Annotated in this window: 20 protein-coding genes; 15 read left to right on the top strand and 5 right to left on the bottom strand. The window is 68.4% G+C overall.

The window, feature by feature from the left end; all coding sequences use genetic code 11:
* The first annotated feature begins 14 nt into the window (after positions 1-14).
* Genes RS84_RS15510 through RS84_RS15495 form a run of 4 tightly spaced genes read left to right on the top strand, consistent with a single transcriptional unit; the run spans position 15 to position 4,030 of the window.
* The gene (locus RS84_RS15510) at positions 15-377 is read left to right on the top strand and encodes a YraN family protein (RefSeq protein WP_045258668.1); all 363 of its coding nucleotides are present in this window, start codon (positions 15-17) and stop codon (positions 375-377) included.
* The gene (locus RS84_RS15505) at positions 374-1,903 is read left to right on the top strand and encodes a YifB family Mg chelatase-like AAA ATPase (RefSeq protein ID WP_045258667.1); all 1,530 of its coding nucleotides are present in this window, start codon (positions 374-376) and stop codon (positions 1,901-1,903) included. Before RS84_RS15510 ends, RS84_RS15505 begins: the two co-directional genes overlap by 4 nt.
* The gene (gene dprA / locus RS84_RS15500) at positions 1,900-3,078 is read left to right on the top strand and encodes a DNA-processing protein DprA (protein WP_045258666.1); all 1,179 of its coding nucleotides are present in this window, start codon (positions 1,900-1,902) and stop codon (positions 3,076-3,078) included. The genes RS84_RS15505 and dprA overlap by 4 nt, the downstream gene beginning before the upstream one ends.
* 49 nt (positions 3,079-3,127) lie before the next feature.
* On the top strand, positions 3,128-4,030 hold the full coding sequence (locus tag RS84_RS15495; protein ID WP_045258665.1) for a tyrosine recombinase XerC: 903 nt from the start codon (positions 3,128-3,130) through the stop codon (positions 4,028-4,030).
* Between the two features lie 30 nt (positions 4,031-4,060).
* Here the strand turns inward: RS84_RS15495 and RS84_RS15490 are convergent, their stop codons facing one another.
* Positions 4,061-4,603 carry a murein hydrolase activator EnvC family protein gene (locus RS84_RS15490; protein ID WP_045258664.1) on the bottom strand — a complete coding sequence of 181 codons (543 nt, stop codon included), beginning with the start codon at positions 4,601-4,603 and terminating at the stop codon, positions 4,061-4,063.
* A gap of 305 nt (positions 4,604-4,908) precedes the next feature.
* Here RS84_RS15490 and rpsB point away from each other — a divergent pair, with 305 nt between their 5' ends.
* The 9 genes from rpsB (at position 4,909) to RS84_RS15445 (ending at position 11,562) form a co-directional block, all read left to right on the top strand.
* Positions 4,909-5,796, top strand: coding sequence for a 30S ribosomal protein S2 (gene rpsB, locus RS84_RS15485; protein ID WP_045258663.1), 888 nt, complete (start codon positions 4,909-4,911; stop codon positions 5,794-5,796).
* A gap of 41 nt (positions 5,797-5,837) precedes the next feature.
* A complete protein-coding gene (gene tsf, locus RS84_RS15480) occupies positions 5,838-6,665 on the top strand; it encodes a translation elongation factor Ts (RefSeq protein ID WP_045258662.1) in 828 nt (275 codons plus the stop codon).
* Positions 6,666-6,756: 91 nt separating this feature from the next.
* Positions 6,757-7,473, top strand: a complete 717-nt coding sequence (gene pyrH, locus RS84_RS15475; RefSeq protein ID WP_045258661.1) for a UMP kinase — start codon at positions 6,757-6,759, stop codon at positions 7,471-7,473.
* A 63-nt stretch (positions 7,474-7,536) separates the two neighbouring features.
* Positions 7,537-8,091: a ribosome recycling factor gene (gene frr, locus RS84_RS15470; RefSeq protein WP_045258660.1), complete on the top strand. Its 555-nt coding sequence runs from the start codon at positions 7,537-7,539 to the stop codon at positions 8,089-8,091.
* A 6-nt stretch (positions 8,092-8,097) separates the two neighbouring features.
* Positions 8,098-9,249, top strand: a complete 1,152-nt coding sequence (locus RS84_RS15465) for a phosphatidate cytidylyltransferase (RefSeq protein ID WP_052676400.1) — start codon at positions 8,098-8,100, stop codon at positions 9,247-9,249.
* Positions 9,249-9,830, top strand: a complete 582-nt coding sequence (locus RS84_RS15460; protein ID WP_045258659.1) for a DivIVA domain-containing protein — start codon at positions 9,249-9,251, stop codon at positions 9,828-9,830. The genes RS84_RS15465 and RS84_RS15460 overlap by 1 nt, the downstream gene beginning before the upstream one ends.
* Before the next feature lie 47 nt (positions 9,831-9,877).
* A complete protein-coding gene (locus RS84_RS15455; RefSeq protein ID WP_235281506.1) occupies positions 9,878-10,546 on the top strand; it encodes a transglycosylase SLT domain-containing protein in 669 nt (222 codons plus the stop codon).
* Positions 10,547-10,555: 9 nt separating this feature from the next.
* On the top strand, positions 10,556-10,843 hold the full coding sequence (locus RS84_RS15450; protein WP_045258658.1) for a hypothetical protein: 288 nt from the start codon (positions 10,556-10,558) through the stop codon (positions 10,841-10,843).
* A complete protein-coding gene (locus RS84_RS15445; RefSeq protein ID WP_045258657.1) occupies positions 10,840-11,562 on the top strand; it encodes an alpha/beta hydrolase in 723 nt (240 codons plus the stop codon). The genes RS84_RS15450 and RS84_RS15445 overlap by 4 nt, the downstream gene beginning before the upstream one ends.
* Positions 11,563-11,564: 2 nt before the next feature.
* Here RS84_RS15445 and RS84_RS15440 read toward each other — a convergent pair whose 3' ends face one another.
* Positions 11,565-12,626: an AI-2E family transporter gene (locus RS84_RS15440; protein WP_045259243.1), complete on the bottom strand. Its 1,062-nt coding sequence runs from the start codon at positions 12,624-12,626 to the stop codon at positions 11,565-11,567.
* 181 nt (positions 12,627-12,807) lie between these two features.
* Here RS84_RS15440 and RS84_RS15435 point away from each other — a divergent pair, with 181 nt between their 5' ends.
* Positions 12,808-14,739: a hypothetical protein gene (locus RS84_RS15435; protein ID WP_052676399.1), complete on the top strand. Its 1,932-nt coding sequence runs from the start codon at positions 12,808-12,810 to the stop codon at positions 14,737-14,739.
* A complete protein-coding gene (locus RS84_RS15430; protein WP_045258655.1) occupies positions 14,736-15,665 on the top strand; it encodes a tetratricopeptide repeat protein in 930 nt (309 codons plus the stop codon). Before RS84_RS15435 ends, RS84_RS15430 begins: the two co-directional genes overlap by 4 nt.
* Positions 15,666-15,758: 93 nt before the next feature.
* Here the strand turns inward: RS84_RS15430 and glgB are convergent, their stop codons facing one another.
* From glgB to glgX, 3 genes are all read right to left on the bottom strand, one after another.
* Entirely contained in the window at positions 15,759-17,963 is a 2,205-nt protein-coding gene (glgB, locus tag RS84_RS15425) for a 1,4-alpha-glucan branching protein GlgB (protein WP_045258654.1), read from the bottom strand.
* Positions 17,960-20,032 carry an alpha-1,4-glucan--maltose-1-phosphate maltosyltransferase gene (locus tag RS84_RS15420; RefSeq protein WP_082062222.1) on the bottom strand — a complete coding sequence of 691 codons (2,073 nt, stop codon included), beginning with the start codon at positions 20,030-20,032 and terminating at the stop codon, positions 17,960-17,962. Before RS84_RS15420 ends, glgB begins: the two co-directional genes overlap by 4 nt.
* 65 nt (positions 20,033-20,097) lie before the next feature.
* Entirely contained in the window at positions 20,098-22,170 is a 2,073-nt protein-coding gene (gene glgX / locus RS84_RS15415) for a glycogen debranching protein GlgX (RefSeq protein WP_045258652.1), read from the bottom strand.
* Positions 22,171-22,190: the final 20 nt, after the last annotated feature.

Here is a 22,190-nt window from a genome sequence, read left to right as displayed (position 1 = left end):
GCAACCATGTCGTCATGGCAGCGAAAGACGTCCTCGGCAAAGCCGGTGAAGACCGCGCAGTCCGATATCTGATCGGACTCGGATACGAGATCCTCGACCGCAACTGGCGATGCCCCCAGGGCGAGCTCGACATCGTCGCCGCGGTGGGAGGCGCGCTGTGCGTGATCGAGGTCAAGACTCGACGATCGGCCGCGTTCGGGCACCCCTTCGAGGCGGTCGACGCGCGGAAGCGGAAGCGCCTGTGGCAGCTCGCGCACGCCTGGATCGAGGCGCACCCCGAGCGCAGCCGCGGACGACGGGTCCAGCTTGACGCCATAGGCATCATCGGGGCGGACCCGGATGCCGGCTCGCTCGAGCATCTGCAGGATCTCTCGTGACGACGGCCCGGACGTGGGCCGTCGCTCTCACGGGAGTCGACGGGCATCTCGTGGAGGTCGAGGCCGATCTCTCCAACCAGACGCCCGAGTTCAAGATCATCGGTCTCCCCGACAAGGCGCTCGGGGAAGCGGTGCAGCGCGTGCACAACGCGTGCAAGAATGCAGGGCTCGACCTGCCACGGCGGCGCCTGACGGTGAACCTCTCGCCGGCGAGCCTGCCGAAGCAGGGCTCCGGATTCGATCTGAGCATCGCCGTGTCGACGCTTGCGGCGGGCGGTTCGCTGAGTCACGACTCGATCGCCCGGACCGTGCATATCGGCGAGCTCGGCCTCGATGGACGCGTCCGTCCGGTCGCGGGTGTGCTCCCCGCCGTGTTCGCAGCCGTTCGCGCGGGCTTCGAGCGGGCGGTCGTGCCACACGCGAATGCCGCCGAGGCCCGCCTCGTCCCCGGCATCGAGGTGCGCGCCGCCACGTCTCTCGCCGAGGTGGCGGCCTGGCACGGGGCGGATGTGCCCGTACCAGACGTGGAGCCGGTAGCGGGCGCCGCCCCAGCGACGGAGCCCGCTGCCATGCTCGACCTCGCCGACGTCGTGGGTCAGGAAGACGCCGTCGAGGCGCTCGTGATCGCGGCTGCCGGGGGCCATCACCTGCTGCTCAGCGGCCCTCCTGGCGCGGGGAAGACGATGCTCGCCCGTCGGCTGCCGGGGATACTGCCCCCGCTCACAGAGGAGGAGGCCCTCGAGGTCGCCTCCATCCGCTCGCTGGTCGGCGATGCGGTCGACAGCCTCGATCGCATCGCTCCGCTGGAGGCGCCGCACCACAGCGCCTCGGTCGCCGCCCTGGTCGGCGGCGGATCGCGCGTCGTCAGGCCGGGTGCGATCGTGCGCGCGCACCGGGGCGTGCTGTTCCTCGACGAAGCCGCAGAGTTCTCCCGCATCGCGCTGGATGCGCTCAGGCAGCCGCTCGAATCCGGCGCGATCGAGGTGCACAGATCCGGCTTCATCGCTCGGTTCCCGGCCCGCTTCCAGCTCATCCTGGCTATGAACCCGTGCCCGTGCGGAAACTACGGAGTGCGCGGCGCGGAGTGCGTGTGTCCTTCCCTGGCCATCCGGCGCTACTCGGACAGACTGTCGGGTCCTCTGCGCGATCGCATCGACATCGAGCTGCACGTGGCACGTGTCGCGGCCGCGCGCGCGACCTCGGCCGAGCGCGCCGAGACGACCACCGATCAGGCGCGGCAACGGGTGGCCGCGGCGAGGGGGAGGGCCGCTCTCCGTCTTCGGGACACCCCGTGGCGGCTGAACGGAGACGTCCCGGGAACCTGGCTCCGGCAGGGTGCGCATCGGCTGAGCGCAGAGTCCAGGGCACCACTCGACCGGGCACTGGAGCGTGGCGCGCTGACCCTGCGCGGCTACGATCGCGTGCTTCGTCTGGCGTGGACCCTGGCCGATCTCGCGGGCGTCGACGCTCCGGGTCGGGACCAGGTGGGACGAGCCCTGTATCTGAAGAAGGGAAGCAGTGCATGATCGAGCAGTTGTTGCAGGATCCTCGAGCCGTTGCGGCAGCCAGGGCGGCGTGCGTCGAGCACGACGTGGAAGAGGTGCTGGCCAGGGTCGCCTGGAATGTCATCGCCGAGCCGGGTGATGGCGTGGCAGGCACCCTCATCGCGGAGCTGGGGCCGGTCGAGAGTCTGAGTGTGGCGACGGATGCCGGTTCGGCTCTCGTGCCGCCCGGAACGTCTCCTCGCGCTCTGCAGGAGGCCTGCGAGCGGTGGCGGCCTCGGGCGTCGCCACAGGCCGTGGTCGACGCTCTCAGTGACGCATCCGCACGGGGTGCGCGGCTCGTGCTGCCCGGCGGCCCGCTCTGGCCCGACGCGGTCGACGATCTCGGTGTGCACGCGCCGACAATGCTGTGGGTGCGGGGAGACCCTGCTCTGCTCGGCGCCGAGCCGAGGGTCGCTATCGTCGGCGCTCGGGCGTCGAGCGGTTACGGCGATCTACTGGCGGCCGAGTTCGCCGGTGATCTGGCGGCGACCGGCTGCGTCGTGATCTCGGGAGGCGCCTACGGGATCGACGGGGCCGCGCACAGGGCCGCTCTCGCCGTAGGCGGTGCGACGGTCGCGCTTCTCGCCGGAGGGGTCGACCGTTCGTATCCGCAGGGGCATCAGAGCCTGCTGCGCGAGATCGCGAGGACCGGGGCCGTGGTGAGCGAGGTCCCGTGCGGCACGGCTCCCACGAAATGGCGGTTCCTGAGCCGGAACCGCCTCATCGCGGCTCTCGGCCATGCCACAGTCGTCATCGAAGCGGGGTGGCGCAGTGGATCGATCAACACGGCGGGACACGCTGCGGCGCTCGGTCGGCCGCTCGGGGCCGTGCCGGGGCCGGTGACCTCGGCCACCTCAGCGGGGTGCCACCGCCTGCTGCGCGAGTATGACGCGCGGTGCGTGACCACGACGACTGAGATTCGAGAGCTGTGGGAGAGCGCGATCACGCCGTCGAGGGCTGCCGTCGTCGACGATCCCGATCAGGTGCGACTGCGCGACGCCTTGAGCACGAGGACCGCGCTGCCGGCATCGGAGCTGGCTCGCCGCAGCGGCCTGTCGGTGCACAGAGTCGAGGCGCTGCTCGGACTCCTCGATCTCGAAGGCGCCGTCGCGCGCTCAGGTTCCGGCTGGCGCCGGACAGCGGCGGTGGTCGGCTAGCGCGGCGAGGCTCTCGCCCCGCTGGAGGGCCCCGAGGCATGCTGTGTGGATGGAGTTCATGGTCGCGGCCGGGGCATTCGCCGAGCATCTGCAGCAGGTGCGGCGGCTGTCACCGGCGACGGTACGGGCATACCGCTCCGATCTGCGCGACCTCGGCGACAGCATCGGCGGCCGGGATCTGGCCGACATCGACCTCGAGGCGCTGCGCGACTGGCTGTGGCGGGCGACGCAACGAGGCGACGCACGGTCGACGCTGGCTCGGCGGGCGGCCGCCGCTCGTTCGTTCTTCAGCTGGGCGCAGGACGAGGGGCTGATCGAGCACGACCCGAGTCTCAGGCTGGTCGCTCCCAAGCGCGGACGGACGCTCCCCACGATCGCCTCGAGGGAATCCCTGACCGCGCTGCTCGACGCGCGGCGCGCCGCGGCTGCCGGCGGCGATCCGATCGCGCTGCGCGACCACGCCATCCTCGAGCTCCTGTACGGCGCGGGGATTCGCGTCTCGGAGCTCTGCGGGCTCGACCTCGACGATCTCGACCTCGACCGCGGCACAGCACGGGTGCTCGGCAAGGGGTCGAAGGAGCGCGTCGTTCCCTTCGGCGCACCCGCGCGAAAGGCGATCGGCGCATACCTGACCCGCGGACGCCCGGCTCTGGCAACAAGGGGGGAAGCCTCGTCGCCTGCGGTGTTCCTCGGGGCGCGCGGGGGACGCATCGGTCCGCGGACCGTGTACGCCGTGGTCGCCGAAGCTCTGGGGCCACTGGTCGGGGCCGACACCGTCGGTCCGCACGCGCTCCGCCACTCGGCTGCCACGCACCTGCTCGACGGAGGAGCCGATCTGCGCGCGGTGCAGGAGATCCTCGGCCACGCGAGCCTCGGCACCACGCAGATCTATACGCACGTCTCGGCCGAGCGGCTCACCGCGACCTACCGCCTCGCCCACCCGCGCGCCTGAGCCCCTGCCGGTTCATGTGCGATCCGCTGCTCAGAGCGGTTCGCAGCAGGGCAGCAGCACGGCCCTCGGAACCTCTCCGAACAGCAGGAGCGGATTGACGTAGACGCCATGCAGGCGCACGCCGATGTGCAGCGTTCCGGCGGCCGCGTGACCGCCGACGTCGACCGCGCCGATCACGTCGCCGGCTGACACCGCGTCACCTGGGGAGAGTTCGGAGAGCAGGGGCTCGAATGTGGTGACGAAGCCGCCTTCACGCTCGATCGTGATCAGCGGACGGTCAACGACGGTGCCCCGGAAGGCGACCACGCCATCGGCGGGAGCCCGCACTGCGGCTCCGAGGGGAGCCGCGATGTCGATGCCTCGGTGACCGGCTCCGTACTCATGGGCGGGTGCGCGAAAAGCGGCGACGACGGTGTGCGGCCCGTCGACGGGCCACAGCCAGGCGGGAGTCTCACCGTCGTCGATCGCCTCGTGTGCAGCCTGCGGCGCCGCGGTCGCCGCAGAGGACAGCCCGCCGAGAGGGAGCAGCAGAGCCAGGGCGACGAGTGCACCGATACGAGAAAGCGCGCGCATGCTCGCCATCCTGCTCCCGCAGGCGCGGGCTCGTGCGTGGCCGGCCCCGTGAACCACGGAGACGGGGGAGAATCCGCAACAGCCCGCACCCTGTGCAGCGCAGATCGCACGCGGCGTCATCCTGTATGCTGGAGGGGCACCTCGAAATCGGGGTGACTACGCGTGCCCAGAGCGACTCCGGTCGCGGCATCCACTCCCACAGGTCCAACTCTCCGAGGTGGCGGGAGTGCGCCGGGCACCAGGCAGTCCGATCGACCGATCGGCGACAACCTCAACGGCGTTCGCGCCAGAACAAGGAGACGACCATGGCTGTGGTCACCATCCGCCAGCTGCTCGACAGCGGCGTGCACTTCGGACACCAGACCCGCCGGTGGAACCCGAAGGTGAAGCGCTTCATCCTCACCGAGCGCAGCGGCATCCACATCATCGACCTTCAGCAGTCGCTCGGCTACATCGACAAGGCCTACGACTTCGTCAAGGAGACCGTCGCCCACGGCGGCACGATCCTCTTCGTCGGCACGAAGAAGCAGGCGCAGGAGATCCTCGCCGAGCAGGCCACCCGCGTCGGCCAGCCGTTCGTCAACCAGCGCTGGCTCGGCGGCCTCCTCACCAACTTCTCCACCATTGCGAAGCGTCTCGCCCGCATGAAGGAGCTTGAGGAGCTCGACTACGAGAACCCGGCCGCTTCCGGCTTCACGAAGAAGGAGCTGCTGCTCAAGAAGCGCGAGCTCGACAAGCTGCACAAGTCGCTCGGCGGCATCCGCAACCTCACCAAGACGCCGTCGGCTCTCTGGGTCGTCGACGCCAAGCGCGAGCACCTCGCGATCGACGAGGCCAAGAAGCTCGGCATCCCGGTGATCGGCATCCTCGACACCAACGCCGACCCCGACGACTTCCAGTACCCGATCCCCGGCAACGACGACGCGATCCGCTCCGTCTCGCTGCTCACCCGCATCATCGCGGACGCCGCCGCCGAGGGCCTGCAGCAGAAGCACAACCCCGAGACGGGCGACGCCGAGCCGCTCGCCGACTGGGAGCGCGAGCTGCTCGAGGCTCCGGCCGAGACTGCTGCCCCTGAGGCTGCTGACGAGGCTCCCGCCGCTGCCCCCGAGGCTGCTGACGAGGCTCCCGCAGCCGCGCCTGCTGAGGAGACCGTCGAGGTCGCCGCAGCCGAGGCCGCAGAGTCCAAGTAATCCCCGCGTACACACACCTACGAAGCAAGGAGCCACCACACATGGCCAACTTCACCATCGCCGACCTCAAGGCGCTGCGTGAGCAGCTCGGAACGGGAATGGTCGACACCAAGAAGGCGCTCGAGGAGGCTGACGGCGACGTCGAGAAGGCCACCGAGATCCTGCGCCTGAAGGGTGCGAAGGGCAACGCCAAGCGCGCTGACCGTTCGACCAGCGAGGGCCTCATCGTCGCTCGCGAACAGGACGGCGCCGTGACCCTCATCGAGCTCGCCTGCGAGACCGACTTCGTCGCGAAGAACGAGCGCTTCATCGCGCTCGCCGACAAGGTCGCCGACGCTGTCGCCGCCGTCAAGGCGGACTCGGTCGAGGCTGCTCTGGCAGCTCAGGCCGGAGACAAGAACGTCGAGACGGTCATCTCCGAAGAGGCCGCGATCATCGGCGAGAAGGTCGAGCTGCGCCAGGTGCGCACCGTCACCGGCGACAAGGTCGAGGTCTACCTCCACCGCACGAGCAAGGATCTGCCGCCGCAGATCGGCGTCGTCGTCGCCTACTCGGGTGACGACGCCGAGACCGCTCGCAGCATCGCTCAGCACATCTCGTTCGCCAACCCGTCGTACCTCTCGCGCGAGGACGTGCCGGCAGACGCCGTCGAGAAGGAGCGCGAGATCGTCACCGAGATCTCCCGCAACGAGGGCAAGCCCGAGGCAGCCCTGCCGAAGATCGTCGAGGGTCGCGTGTCCGCGTTCATCAAGCAGGTCGCCCTGCTCGAGCAGGACTACGCGAAGGACAACAAGCTGTCGGTCGCACAGGTGGCGAAGGATGCCGGTATCACCGTGACTGACTTCGCTCGCTTCAAGGTCGGCGCGTAACACTGTCGAAGGGGTTCGGATCATCTCGATCCGAACCCCTTCTTCATGCCCAAGAGGCACTATCTTGAATCGGGATGAGAGGACACCACCCATGACCGAACGCACCGGACGCCGCCGCGTCCTGCTCAAGCTCTCCGGCGAGGCATTCGGTGCCGGCCAGCTCGGCGTCAACCCGGACGTCGTGAGCCAGATCGCGCGCGACATCGCCGCAGCCGTCGACCGAGTCGAGATCGCCATCGTCGTCGGTGGAGGCAACTTCTTCCGCGGCGCCGAGCTCAGCCAGCGCGGCATGGACCGCGGTCGAGCCGACTACATGGGCATGCTGGGCACCGTGATGAACGCGCTCGCTCTGCAGGACTTCCTCGAGCAGGCCGGTGCGCCGACCCGCGTGCAGTCCGCCATCTCGATGACCCAGGTCGCCGAGCCGTACATTCCGAGGCGTGCCGAGCGCCACATGGAGAAGGGCCGCGTCGTGATCTTCGGCGCCGGCGCGGGACTGCCGTACTTCTCCACCGACACGGTCGCCGCGCAGCGTGCGCTCGAGATCGGCGCACAGGAGGTGCTCGTCGCCAAGAACGGCGTCGACGCCATCTACACGGCCGACCCCAACAAGCACGCGGATGCCGAGCGCATCGAGCGGGTCACCTACCGCGACGCTCTGCAGCGTGGCCTCAAGGTCGTCGACTCCACGGCGTTCAGCCTCTGCATGGACAACAACATGGACATGCGCGTGTTCGGCATGGAGCCGGCCGGCAACGTGACCCGTGCTCTTCTGGGCGAGCCCATCGGCACGCTCGTCACGGCCTGACCTCACCGGTCGCAGAGCCTTCGCCCGATAGAATTTCAGAACACCCCGACGATAGGAGTCACCGTGATCGCGGATGTCCTCGCAGAAACCACCTCTCGCATGGCGCGCGCCGTCGACGCCGCCAAGGAGGACTTCGCAACGGTCCGCACCGGCCGCGCGAACCCTCAGATGTTCCAGAAGGTGCTGGTGGACTACTACGGCACGCCGACCCCGCTGGCGCAGCTCGCGTCGCTCGCAAACCCCGAGGCGCGCTCGCTCATCATCACGCCCTACGACAAGTCGGCGCTGAAGGCCATCGAGCAGGCGATCCGCGACATGCCCAACCTCGGCGCGAACCCGTCGAACGACGGCAACATCGTGCGCGTCACGATGCCCGAGCTCACGGCCGATCGTCGCAAGGAGTACGTCAAGCTGGTCAAGGCGAAGGGCGAGGACGCGAAGGTCCACGTCCGCGGCATCCGCCGTAAGGCGAAGGACGAGCTCGATGCGCTGAAGAGCGAGCTCGGCGAAGACGAGATCGCCCGTGGTGAGAAGGAGCTCGACGCGCTCACCCGGCAGCACGTCGACCTGATCGACGACGCTCTCAAGCGCAAAGAAGCAGAGCTCCTCGAGGTCTGATCGGGCATGTCCGACGACGATTCGCGCGGAGCCGATGACGGCACTCCGCAGACGCGCCGCGAGGCGCGTGAGTCGGCGACTCCTGACGGCGGCATGCCCTTGGCCGATGACGCCTTCCCGGCGTTCAGCGCCGAGAGCATTCCGCCGCGCCCGCCGTTGCCGACTGAGCTGCCAGGACCTCTGGACACAGGGGAGCACAATGCGATCCGCGAGCAGTGGCGCGCGGCGCGCGGCGAGTTCGAGAGTCACGTCTCGCACGCCCGCGACCAGTTGGATCACGCGAACGAGCGCATCAAGCAGCGCAATGAGCGGATCAAGCAGCGCACCGGCCGCGATCTGATCCTCGCGATCGTGATCGGGCTGGCCTTCGGTGCAGCCCTGCTGGCCTCACTGCTGTTCGACAAGGTCTTCTTCGTTCCGCTCGCTCTCGCAGCGGCCCTTCTGGGGGTCTACGAACTGGCTCTGGCCCTGCGAGGGTCGGGGCGCCGCATCGACCTCGTCCCGCAGCTCATCGCCGCGGCGCTGGTCGTCATTCCGGCGTACTTCGTGCAGATCTGGCTGGTCTGGGCTCTTCTGTTCCTCGGCGTCGCCTTCGTGATCGTGTGGCGGCTCGTGGGCCAGATGGTCGCGCAGGACGGCCGCACGTACGGCGATGTGCTGGCGGATGCCGTCGTCGGCGGCTTCGTGCAGATCTACGTGCCGTTCCTCGCCGCCATCGCCCTGATCCTGCTGAGGCAGGAGGGCGGACAATGGTGGGTCCTCGGGTTCATCGCGATCGCGGTCGCCGCGGACACCGGCGCGTATGCCAGCGGGCTGGCCTTCGGCAAGCATCCGATGGCTCCGCGGATCAGTCCCAAGAAGACCTGGGAGGGCTTCGCCGGCGCTGTGGTCGCCTCGATCACCGCCGGGGTCCTGCTCGCGCTGTTCCTGCTCGAGCTGCCCTGGTGGGCGGGAGCGATCTTCGGCGTGACGGTTCTGCTGACCGCGACGCTCGGCGATCTCGCCGAGTCCATGCTCAAGCGCGATATCGGGATCAAGGACATGAGCTCCTGGCTGCCCGGTCACGGCGGTCTGCTCGATCGGCTCGATAGCATCCTGCCGTCGACGATTCCGGCGCTGTGCCTCTACTTCCTCCTCTCACCTTGGGTGGTGCTGTGATGTCCTCTGACGACGTTCTCGATCTCGATGAGACCGAGGAGACGCCGCCGGCGTTCTCCCTGACGCACGGCCGCACGCGCGGCTACCACCGCGCCGCGGTCGACACGTTCCTCGCCGCGGCGCGCCAGGCCTTCGAAGGCGGTGGAGACATCACCGCGGCCGACGTGCGGGTGGCGTCTTTCCCGCTCGTGAAGAACGGATACGTGGTCGCCGAGGTCGATGCCGCCCTGAGCCGCGTGGAAGATGCACTCGCGACACGCGAGCGTGAGCGCGTCGTGCGCAGCCAGGGAGCCGGCGCCTGGGTGGAGCAGGCCAGGGAAGAGGCTCAGGTCATCCTCGACCATCTGGCCCGGCCCCGGAAGCATCGGTTCGCCCGCACGGGGATGCTGACGTTCGGCTACCGCGTCGACGAGGTGGACCATGTAGCAACCCGCGTCGTGCGCTACCTGCGCGACGGCGAGCCCCTGACCGCGGAGCAGCTGCGATCTGCCGCATTCCGCATGCAGCGCGGTGGGTATCGGGAGGAGCAGGTCGACGCCCTTCTCGACGCGACGATCGACGTCATCCTGGCCGTTCGCTGAGAGTTCGCACGCTGATCTCAGGCTCGACCGGTAGACTGCCACCCATCGTGAACTCCCGAAACGACATGATCTCCGAAAGAAAAGGCGTGCCCGCCCTGCCCGCTTCGCGTGCGCTCTCGCCGCGCGCGAGCACGGTCCGACGCCGCATCGCGGGTGTCGTGGCCGGCGTCGCAGTGGTCGGATTCGCCGCCGCGATCGTCGCTCCGACCGGTATCGCGCTCGCAGACCCGCCGGAAGAGGCCGTCGCCGAGTCCATGTACTCGGTCGCTCTCGTCGACACGCAGGATCTGACCGTCACGGTCGGCGGCGCGGCCATCGCGCCCTCTGATCGCGGAGCCTTCTCGGTGTATGTGACTCCCAAGCCCACACCGACTCCCACGGCCAAGCCCGCATCCACGGGCGGCGGAGGAGGAGGCGGACCGCTCTTCTACACCGGCGGCGGCGCGCCGGCGGAGTGGATGGCTGCGGCGGGCATCGCCGAGTCCGACTGGGGCTACGTCGACTACATCGTGTCGCACGAGAGCGGCTGGAACCCGAACGCGACGAACAAGTCGTCGGGCGCGTGCGGCCTCGTCCAGGCCCTGCCGTGCAGCAAGGTTCCAGGGAACGGCTACGACCCGGTCGACAACCTCCGCTGGGGTACGGGATACGCCAGCAGCCGCTACGGTGGCTGGGCTGGGGCCTACGCGTTCTGGTCCAAGAACCACTGGTGGTGATCGCGGGTCGTGGCCCGCTCGCGCAGGCGCCGTCCGGCGCGCCCTGACGTCGACGACTCTCTCGATCGCCTGCTCTCATCGTGGAAGCGCAGCGAGGTGCGCCGCGGTGCCGAGTGGACGGTGCAGCCGATCTCGGCTGCTCAGGCGCAGAAGGACTACATCTGCCCCGGATGCGGTCGCACAGTGGAGTCGGGGACCGCGCACCTCGTCGTGTGGCGAGCCGACGGCGTGCTGGGTGACGCCGCAGACCTGGCCGCACGCCGCCATTGGCACACCCATTGCTGGAGGATTGCATGAGCATCGAGATCCGTGGCCCGCTCGAGCTGCCCGCACGTCGTGAGGACATCGAGCTCGCGACCTCCGACGGGCTGACCCTCGTGGGCGAGCTGGCGCTTCCGGAGCATGCAGCACCCGCCGCGACACTCGTGACGCTGCATCCGCTGCCCACCGCCGGCGGATTCATGGACTCGCATATCCTCCGCAAGGCCGCGGCGCGTCTTCCGGCGCTGGCCGACCTCGCTGTCCTGCGCTTCAACACGCGCGGCACCACGTCGCCGCGCGGCACGAGCGACGGATCGTTCGACGGAGGCGGCGCCGAGCGTTTCGACGTGGCAGCCGCGATGGATTTCGTACGTGCCAGGGCGCTCCCGCGCCCCTGGCTGCTCGGCTGGTCCTTCGGCACCGAGTTGGCACTGAAGTACGGCCGTGAGCACGACATCGAGGGCATCATCCTGCTGTCGCCTCCGCTGCATCGCGCCACCGAGGCCGAGGTGGCCGCCTGGGCTGAGCGGACGGATCTGCAGGTCATCGTCCTGGTTCCGGAGCTGGACGACTATCTGCGACCTCCCGAAGCCGAGGCGAGATTCGCCATGATCCCGCATGCGACGCTCATTGCCGTCGAGGGCGGCAAGCATCTGTGGGTGGGGGAGAGCCAGACCAGACGCGTGCTCACGGAGGTCGTCGCGGCGGTCAACCCCTCGGCGCTTCCGCTGCCCACCCAGTGGCCAGCGGACTGAGCTCACCGTTCGTTCATGCGGGGGATCAGCACCTGGCGATAGATGATCAGGATGCTGGCGGCGACCGGGATCGCGATCAGCGCGCCGAGCAGTCCCAGCAGGCTGCCGCCCGCGAGGGCCGCCACGACCACCACCGCACCCGGCACGGCGACTGCTCTGCTCATGATGCGCGGTGAGATGACGTACGCCTCGATCTGCATGTAGATGAGATAGTAGATACCCGCCGCGATCGCGGCCCCGGGGGAGCCGAGGCCAGGGATCAGACAGGCGAGCACGATGATCGTCGATCCCGTGAGAGTGCCGACGAGCGGGATCAGCGAGAAGAAGAAGGCGACGACTGCGAGCACAGCGGGGAAGGGGGCGCGGATGATCGAGAGGAAGATCATGCTGAGCACGCCGTTGATCACGCCCTGGGTGACCTGGCCCATCACGTAGTAGCCGACGGAGTCGGTGATCTGCTCCGCGAGGTCGATGAAGCGCTCGCGCTTGGACGCGGGGGCGAGCTGGTAGACGGCGCGCTTGAGCGACGGTGTCGATGCCGTCAGGTAGATCGTCAGGATCAGCACGATGAAGGTGCCGAACAGGCCGCCCAGCACGGCACCGCTCGCGGTGATCACGCCCTGGCCGACGTAGCTGCCGATCTCGTTCAGGTTCTTCTCGAGCCAGTCTTCGATGTACTTGAAGACATCGTCCACGAGCAGCGTCGGGAACCGGTCCTGAATCCAGGCTTTGAGATCGGGGATCGCCGAACCCCGCTCGACGATCGCGGTGATCTGCGCCACGAGCTGCGAGATCTGGTCGATCAGCACAGGCAGGATGATCAGCACGATGCCGGCGAAGGCGCCGAGCACCGCGAGGATCGTGGCGAGCACTGCCGCCCAGCGCGGCAGTCTCCGGCGTTCCAGGAATGACACGAGCGGGTCGAGTCCGAGGCTCAGGAACAGTGCTGTGCCGACGTAGAGCAGGATTGTGGAGACGCTCTGCAGGCTTCCGATGAGAAGGATGCCCAGACCCACGCCGAGCGTCGCCACCAGGGCGGTGCGGAACGGATTGTGGATCTTCATCGGGACTCCTCGGATGACGGATGCTGTCAGGTTATCGACCGTCGCGGTGCGCGAGAGCTCGACGTGCCGCGAGCGCGGCGCCCCGAGCATCTCGTGGGCAACACACAGGAGGTTTCGCTAGTCTGAAATGTCGAGTATTTGCGCCCCGGGCACAGAGTCGGGGTGCGTGAGGAGACTTTTCGTGCGTTTCGTTTGGGCCGTCGCGGCCTTCGTGCTGGCCACGGTGCTGATCGGTGCGGGCATCGCTCAGCGGACCGTCTTCCTGGGGCCGTCGTCGGATCAGGTGTCTGTAAAGGTCGATGAGCCCGCCCCGTTCGTGCTTCTGGACGGCGATGTGCTGCGTGAGCACCCGGGGGCCCAGAAGCTGCTCGTGAACGGCGACGGCGAGATCTTCGCCGCCTACGGACGCACCGCCGATATGAAGGCGTGGCTGGCCGACTCCGAGTACAACCACGTGAGCCTCGGGAAGAACGGCAAGCTCGACGTCGAACTCGTGTCGGCCTCGGATGAGGGCTCGGATGACGGTGGTGGCGAGGCCACCCCTGCACCGACGGAGACCCCGGGCGCCGACGACGCCGAGCAGGCGAGCGGCCACAATCCCGCCGGATCCGATCTGTGGCTCGACTCGTTCTCGGAGAAGGATGCTCTCATCGCCGACAACATGCAGCTGCCCGACGGCGTGAGCATGCTGATCGCCTACGACGGCACCAAGGATGCGCCGACCGACATCAGAGTGTCCTGGCCGCTCGACAACTCGACGCCGTGGACGGGCCCGCTGGTCACGAGCGGTGTGATCGTCCTCCTGGTCGGCCTGATCCTCTATGTCCTGGGCATCCGGCACCAGCGGCGCGGACGCGGTCCTCGCCGCAAGGGCCCCGGCCCTCTTCCCATCACCGAGCCGATCGACCTCGCGGAGCTGCCCGCAGCGGATCGCGCCGCGATCGAACAGGGCGCAGAGACGGCCCCCGAGGAGTCTCCGGCACCGGATTCCGATGGCGAGGAGAGCGCGCCGGTGCGAAAGAGCGAGAGCCGTGCGGCTCGCTCGTCGCGCCGGCGCTGGGTCGTGGCGCTTCCCGCGTTGGCGGTGACCGCGGTGCTCGCGACCGGATGCACGGCCGATTCGTGGCCGCAGCTGGGCTCGTCATCACCGACGCCGACTCCGTCGCCCACGGTGATCGCTCCGGAGAATCAGAAGCCGCCGGCGGTGACCGAGGCTCAGGCCAAGCGCATCATCGAGCAGATCTCCGCCACGCTCGAGAAGGCCGACGCCGCGATGGACATCGAGCTCGCGAAGACGCGCCTCGACGGTGCCGCGCTTGCTGCACGCACGACCGACTACGCTCTGCGAACCGCGATTCCGGAGTCTCCGCTCCCCGCGGCGATCCCCACGGATGACGTCGAGGTGGTCCTTCCCGAGGCCACCGACCGATGGCCGCGGACGGTGCTGCTGCTGACCAAGAGCACCGGCGACGAAACCGTGCCGCCGGTCATCCTCACCATGACCCAGCAGGACCCGTGGTCGAACTACAAGATCACGGACATCGCCGAGATGCTCGCGGACACGAAGGTCCCCGAGGTCGTGGCTCCGTGGCTCGGCACTTCGCTCGTCCCGGCTGATTCGGCGTTCCTCAGCATCGCCCCTGGCAAGCTGGCCGAGGCGTTCGCCGACGTCGTCGATGCGAACGAGCAGAGTCCCTCCTACGGCTCCTTCGACGATGTCGCGCTCGCCTATGCGAAGTCGATCCGCGACAGCCGTCAGGCGATCATCGACAACCTGGCCGCCAACAATGCGGCCTCGACTTCGCAGACGGCGTTCGACATCGTGGCGTCCGACTCGGCTCCCGTCTCGATGACGACGTTGGACAGCGGCGCGATCGTCGCCGTCTCCCTCGTCGAGGCAGAAAGCGTGACGCCGACGTCAGCCGAAGCCGTGATCCGTTTCAACGACAACCCCGAGGCCAAGGCGCTCACAGGCGTCACAGAGTCCGCCAAGGGCGTGACCACGAAGTACGAGTTCCAGCTGTTCTTCGCTGTGCCGGCGCAGGGGTCCACCGAGCAGATCCATCTGCTCGCCGCCCGCCAGAACCTTCTCTCCGTCGAGGTGATCAAATGAGCCAGATCTCGCCCGCAGCCCTCCGTGGAGCCGTCGACCTGTCGACGCTCCGCAACCGTCCGGCAGCGCCGGCCGAAGGAGCAGCCGCTCCTGCTCCCGGTGTGGTCGATGTCGTGGTCGACGCGACCGACGAGTCGTTCGGCCAGATCCTCGAGGTCTCTCGCACCGTGCCTGTGGTCGTCGACCTGTGGGCAGAATGGTGCGGTCCGTGCAAGCAGCTCAGTCCGATCATCGAGAAGGTCACGCGCGAACTCGGAGGGCGGGTCCTGCTCGCCAAGGTCGACGTCGACGCGAACCCGCAGCTCGCGCAGGGCTTCCGCGCGCAGTCGATCCCGATGGTCGTGGCGCTGATCGCCGGGCAGCCGGTCCCGATGTTCACCGGCGCCGTGCCAGAGGCGCAGGTGCGCGAGGTGTTCGACAAGCTGCTGCAGCTCGCCGCGCAGAACGGAGTGACGGGCACTCTCGCCGTCGACGGCGATGAGGGGCCCTCGCAGACACCCGCAGAACCCGAGCTTCCGCCTCTGCACGCGGAGGCATACGCCGCGATCGAAGCCGGCGACTATCCGGCGGCGATCGCCGCGTACGAGAAGGCACTCGCCGAGAATCCGCGTGATGAGGAGGCCGCCGCGGGTCTCGGGCAGGTCCGGCTGCTGGCCCGTGTGCAGTCGCTCGACCTCCAGACCGCGCGTGCGGCCGCCGCTGCGTCCCCCCTCGACGTGCAGGCCCAGTTCGACGTGGCCGATCTGGATCTCGCCGGTGGACACGTCGACGACGCCTTCGAACGTCTGCTCGACCTGTTCGCGCAGCTTCCCGCCGCCGAGCGAGCGCCCGTGCGCGAGCGCCTCGTCGAGCTGTTCGGACTGGTCGGCCCCGGGGACTCACGTGTCGCCGCCGCCCGCACCCGGCTCACCTCACTGCTGTTCTGAAGCGCGGCGGGCGTCAGGGTCTGACGTCTGACCCCTCGCGCAGCTGGTTCGGAGCCCCGCCCCATGGCCGGGACGCCGAACCAGCGCGCGGAATCAACCGTGGTTGATCGTCGGGACGTGCGGCTCGCCCTGGTAGCGCAGCCAGATGGTCGACAGCGCGGGAAGGGTGATGGTGGCGGTGGGTGCCCCTTCGCCGTCGCTCGTCGCGACGACCATGCCGAGGTTGCCTGAGCCCCGGCCGCCGAAGTCCGCGGCATCCGTGTTGAGGATCTCGTTCCACACGCCTTCGCGAGGCAGCTCGAGACGGTAACCGCCGCGCTCCACTCCGGCGAAGTTGCTCACGACGACCAGGCGCCCGCCGTGGCCGTCGCGTCGCTCGAACGCCACCACGGTGGGATCCCAGGTGGGAGCGCCGAGACGTGAGAAGGACGAGCCGTCGTTGTCGCGCTCCCAGAGTGGCGATTGCGAGCGGTAGGTGCGGTTGAGGGATCCCACGAAGTTCTGCAACTGCACGTGTGAGGGCTGGTCGAGCAGCCACCAGTCGAGCTCGCGGGACTCGGACCACTCTGCGAGCTGACCGAACTCCTGGCCCATGAACAGCAGCTTCTTGCCGGGGTGGCCCCACATGTACCCCAGGTACGCGCGCATGTTCGCGAGCTTGTGCCAGTGGTCGCCCGGCATCTTCGCGAGCAGGCTGCCCTTGCCGTGCACGACCTCGTCGTGGCTGATCGGCAGCATGTAGTTCTCGCCGAAGGCGTATACGAACGAGAACGTCATCTCGCCCTCGTGATGGGCCCGGTACATCGGATCGCGCTCGATGTACTGGAGCGAGTCGTTCATCCAGCCCATGTTCCACTTGAAGCCGAAGCCCAGACCGGCGTGGTCGGTGGGAGCTGTGACACCCGGGAAGGCGGTGGACTCCTCGGCGATCATGAGGACGCCCGGATGAAGACGGTACGCCGTGGCGTTGACCTCCTGCAGGAAGCGGATCGCCTCGAGGTTCTCGCGGCCGCCGTGCACGTTCGGAGCCCACTCGCCCTCCTTGCGGGAGTAGTCGAGATAGAGCATCGAGGCGACGGCGTCCACGCGCAGACCGTCGACGTGGAACTCGTGCAGCCAGAACAGGGCATTCGCGACGAGAAAGCCGCGCACCTCGTTGCGGCCGTAGTCGAAGATGAGTGTGCCCCAGTCCTGATGCTCTCCCCGACGGGGGTCCGGATGCTCGTACAGCGCCTGACCGTCGAAACGGGCGAGCGCGAACGCGTCCTTGGGGAAGTGGCCTGGAACCCAGTCCATGATGACCCCGATGCCGGCCTGATGCAGGCGATCGATCAGGTAACGCAGGTCGTCGGGGGAGCCGAAGCGGCTGGTGGCGGCGTAGTAGCCGGACACCTGGTAGCCCCACGACCCGCCGAACGGGTGCTCGGCCAGCGGCATGAACTCGACGTGCGTGAAGCCGGCATCGGTGACGTGCTCGATGAGCGGGTCTGCCGCGTCGCGGTATCCCAGACCGCCGCGCCACGACCCGAGGTGGACCTCATAGACCGACAGCGGCTGCGCCACGGCATGTGTGGCGGCGCGGCGGGTCATCCAGGCGCCGTCCGCCCAGCGGTAGTGGGACTCGGCGACCACAGACGCGGTCGCAGGCGGCACCTGCGCCTCCTGCGCCATCGGGTCGGCCTTGAAGATCCAGTCGCCGGCCCTCGTGCGGATCTCGTACTTGTAGAGCGCGCCGGCCTCGACACCAGGCACGAAGAGCTCCCAGATCCCGCTCACGCCCATGGAGCGCATCGCGTGGGATTCGCCGTTCCAGCCGTTGAACTCGCCGACGACGCGGACGGCCGTTGCATTGGGAGCCCAGACGGAGAACGCGACGCCGGCATCGCCGTCGATCGTGCGCAGGTGCGCTCCCATGACCTCCCACAGCCGCTCATGCCGCCCCTCGGCGATGAGGTGGAGATCGAGGTCTCCGAGCGTAGGAAGATGACGATAGGGGTCGCCGACGACGATCTCAGGATCGTCGCCATAGACCGTCGCGACCCGGTAGGCCACGGGAGAGCCGTCGTGCTGTCCCTCCCAGATGCCGTGAGCGACGTGCGCGAGCTCGAGCCGCGTCCCGTCAGCGAAGACGGCCGCAACCGACGACGCAAGGGGCCGGCGGACGCGGATCAGCGTGACCGTGCGGTCGGTCGCATCGACGAAGGGGTGCGAGCCCAGGACGGAGTGAGGATCATGGTGCGACGCTCCCGCGACGGCTGCCCAGTCCGCGGATGCCGTGACATCTTCGACGTAGCTCATGCTCGGTCCCTCACCTTCAAGATGTGCACGGGCTCGGAGAACGAGTCCAGCCGCACGTAGTTGTGGTCTGCCCAAGTCCAGACAGCACCGGTCACGAGGTCTTCGACCTCGAAGCTCTCACCCAGTGGCACACCCCACACCGTGGTGTCGAGATGCACGGTCGTCTCGCGCACCGAATGCGGATCGACGTTCGCGACGACGATGATGGTGTCGGGGCGGCCCGTGCCGGTGAACGCGGCGTCGAGGTGCTTGCTGTACACGAGCACCGCGTCGTCATCGCTCCAGTGCGTCGAGAGATTGCGCAGCTGGCGGAGGGCCGGGTGTTCGCGACGAATGCCGTTCAGGCGGCGCAGTAGCGGAGCGAGGGAGTCTCCCGCGGCCTCGGCGCCCTCCCAGTCCCTGAGCTTGTACTCGTACTTCTCGTTGTCGATGTTCTCCTCCGACCCGGGGCGCGCCACGTTCTCGAAGAGCTCGTAGCCCGCGTACACGCCGTAGACGGGGGCCGCCGTCGCCGCGATGCAGGCGCGGATCTTGTACGCGGCCCGACCGCCGTACTGCAGGTACTCGGTCAGGATGTCGTGCGTGTTCACGAACAGGTTCGGTCGCATGAAGTCGCTCGTGTCGTGCGCGACCGCGCTGAGGAACTCCTCCAGTTCGCTCTTCGTGTTGCGCCAGGTGAAGTAGCTGTAGCTCTGCTGGAATCCGACAGCGGCGAGAGCCTGCATGACCGCAGGACGCGTGAACGCCTCGGCGAGGAAGATCACGTCGGGGTCGGTCGCGTTCACCGTGGCGATGAGCCACTCCCAGAACTGCAGCGGCTTGGTGTGCGGATTGTCGACGCGGAAGATCTTCACGCCCTGACCCACCCAGTGCATCACGATCCGCAGCATCTCCTGGTAGATGCCCTCCGGGTCGTTGTCGAAGTTCAGGGGATAGATGTCCTGATACTTCTTCGGCGGGTTCTCGGCGTACGCGATCGTTCCATCGGGGAGCGTCGTGAACCACTCAGGGTGCTCGGCGACCCAGGGGTGGTCAGGGGATGCCTGCAGCGCGAGGTCGAGCGCGATCTCGAGCCCTTCGGCCCGCGCAGCACGGACGAAGGCGCGGAAGTCCGCGGGGGTGCCGAGATCCGGGTGGATGGCGTCGTGCCCGCCGGCGGCGGCGCCGATCGCGTACGGCGAGCCGGGGTCCTCGGGGCCTGCCGTGAGCGTGTTGTTGCGGCCCTTGCGGTTCGTCGTCCCGATCGGATGGATCGGAACGAGATAGATGACGTCGAAGCCCATGGCCGCGACGCCGGGGAGCCGCTTGGCAGCCGTGCGGAACGTCCCCGACTTGATCGAGCCGTCCTTGAGCCGCTTGGCCCCTTCCGAACGAGGAAAGAACTCGTACCAGGCGCCGACGCCCGCAGCGACGCGCTCGACCAGGAGCGGCTGAGCCTTTCCAGCCGAGCGGAGGGTCGTCAGCGGACGATCGTGGAAGATCTGCGCCAGCGAGGCATCCGTCGACACCGCCAGCGTCACGTCGCCGTCTCCGTCCGCGAGCGACTCGGCCGTCGCCTTGAGCAGCCGGCGCTGTGCTGCCGGACGGTCTTTCTCGGCTGCGGCCCGCAGCAGCAGCTCGGCGCCGAGTGCGGCCATGACCGGCAGATCGACCCCCGCAGCGACCTTCAGCGCTGCTGCGTGCGCCCAGGTTGCGAAGTCGTCGGAGAAGGCTTCGAAGGCGAACGTCCACGTCCCCTGAAGGTCGACGGCGAGCTCGACCGCCCACCGGTCGGTGCCATCTGCAAGGGCCTGCATCCGATGCAGCGATTCCTCGCCGTTCGGGGCCGTCAGGCGCAGCTGGACGCCGATGATGTCGTGGCCTTCGCGGAACGAGACGACGCTGAACGGCACCACCTCGCCGACGAACGCCTTCGGCGCGAAGCCCCCTGGGACGCGCGGAGAGCCGTTCACCAAGGGGATGCGCGTGGTCCGGAGATCCTCGCTCTCCGATAGGGCGCCGAGCGGGCGCAGGGGGATCTGGGCGGGGCTCCGAAGAACCGGGGTCCGGGTGTTCGCACGTGCTGCCACACTGCGAATGTACCGTTACCCGACCGGCCGCGGTAGCCGCGTGACCGGGCGCGTCGCGTGCCCCGTCACTCCACGCGGAACAGGCGCATCGACGTGCCCGGAATCGGCAGCACGTCGCCGGGAGCGAACACCTCGCCGGCATCCGAAGGGCTCTCGTCCGCGCTGGACCAGAGACTCACGAACCGCGTGGCGCCCTCGATCTCGTCTGGGAGGCGCACATCGATCGGCGCCTCGGTTCCGTGCACGATCAGCAGGATGCGGTTGGCCGCCTCCGTGTCGGGCGTGGAGGCTGCGACGTACTGGATCGTGCGATTGCCGGGATCGGTCCACTGCTCGCTCTCCATCGTCTCGCCGTTCTGGTCGAACCAGTCCATGACGGAGGCGTTGGGGATGTGCTCGCCGAGGCGCGCGTACTTGCTCGGTCGGAGGGCGGGGTTCTCCGCGCGCAGGCGGATGAGCTTTGCGACATGCGCTCGCAGGTCCTCCTGCCAGGGCTCGTCGTCCCAGCTCAGCCAGGTCATCGCGGTGTCCTGCGCATAGGCGTTGTTGTTGCCGCGCTGCGAGCGGCCGACCTCGTCGCCGGCGGTGAGCATGGGGATGCCGGCGGAGAGCAGCAGGGTCCCGAGGAGGTTGCGCATCGCCTTGCGCCGTGCCGCGAGGATCGCAGGGTCGTCGGTCGGACCCTCGATGCCGTGGTTGAACGACCGGTTCATGTCGGCGCCGTCGCGGTTGTGCTCGCCGTTGGCCTCGTTGTGCTTGACGTCGTACGACACGAGGTCGTGCATCGTGAAGCCGTCGTGAGCGGTCACGAAGTTGACGCTGGCGAGCGGGCCTCGCTGGTCGGAGAACGTGTTCGAGGAGCCTGCGAGACGCGTCGCGAATCCGCCGATGCCGACGGGAGCCGATGCGCGGCGCGCATAGTCGATGTCACTGAGCCAGAAGTTGCGGACGCGGTCGCGGTAGCGATCGTTCCACTCGTGCCAGCCGGCCGGGAAGTTGCCGGTCTGCCATCCGCCGAGTCCGACGTCCCACGGCTCGGCGATGAGCTTGGCGTCCTTCAGGATGGGATCGTTCGAGATCGCAGTGAGCAGCGGATGCTCCGGCGTGTACGTGTGCGCCGCATCCCTGGCGATCGACGTGGCGAGGTCGAAGCGGAAGCCGTCGATCTGCATCTCCTGCGCCCAGTAGCGGAGCGAATCGAGGACGAGCCGCGCGCCGGCATCCGTCGACGTGTTCAGAGTGTTGCCGCATCCCGTCGTGTCGATATAGGCACCGTTCGAGTCCTGCCGGTAGTAGCTCGCGTTGTCGATTCCGCGCATGCTCCACCGGGGACCGCCCAGACCCTCTTCGGCGGTGTGGTTGTAGACGACGTCGAGGATGACCTCGAGCCCGGCCTCGTGCAGCAGACGGACCATGCCCTTGAACTCCGCCAGCACGGCCTCCGGACCGCCCTTGCGTGATTCCTCCGTGGCGTAGGCGTTGTGCGGGGTGAAGAAGTTCAGGGTGTTGTAGCCCCAGTAGTTCGTCAGACCGCGTTCGAGCAGGCGCGGCTCGGAGACGAACGCCTGCACCGGGAGCAGCTCGATCGAAGTGATCCCCAGCGCGTGGAAGTACTCGATCATGGCGGGGTGCGCGAGGCCCGCGTAGGTGCCGTGAAGCGCCGGCGGCACATCCGGCTGCCGCTTCGTGAGGCCCTTCAGATGGCCCTCGTAGATGACGGTCCTGTCCAGCGGTATCTGCGGCTTGCGGGAGTCGCCCCAGTCGAAGCCGTCGACGATGACGACCGAGCGCCACTCCTCGTAGCCGTCGCCCTGCGCGAGACCACGCGCATACGGGTCGAGGAGGAGGGTCTCGGGGTTGAAGGTGTTCCCGGGTCCATGCGGACCGCCCACTCGGAGGGCGTATCTCACGCCGGGCTGGAGCAGCGGGGTCGTGACCTCCCAGACACCGCCTGGGAGGCGTTCGAGGTCGACCTGATCGGTCACCCAATCGAGGTCGGTGGAATCGAACACGACGAGTTCTACGGAGGAGGCGTTCTGCGACCACACGCGCAGGGTTCCGACGCCGTCGTGCAGACGGACGCCGAGGTTGTCGAGTGCAGTACCGCCGGGCACGGTGACGTCTCGGTTCGCGGGCATGAGTACACATTAGGGTGCTG

The sequence above is a fragment of the Microbacterium hydrocarbonoxydans genome, assembly GCF_000956475.1.
Classification (GTDB): Bacteria; Actinomycetota; Actinomycetes; order Actinomycetales; family Microbacteriaceae; genus Microbacterium; species Microbacterium hydrocarbonoxydans_A.
The sequence above is the reverse complement of the archived record's forward strand: the minus strand, read 5'-3'. Positions and strand labels throughout refer to the sequence as shown.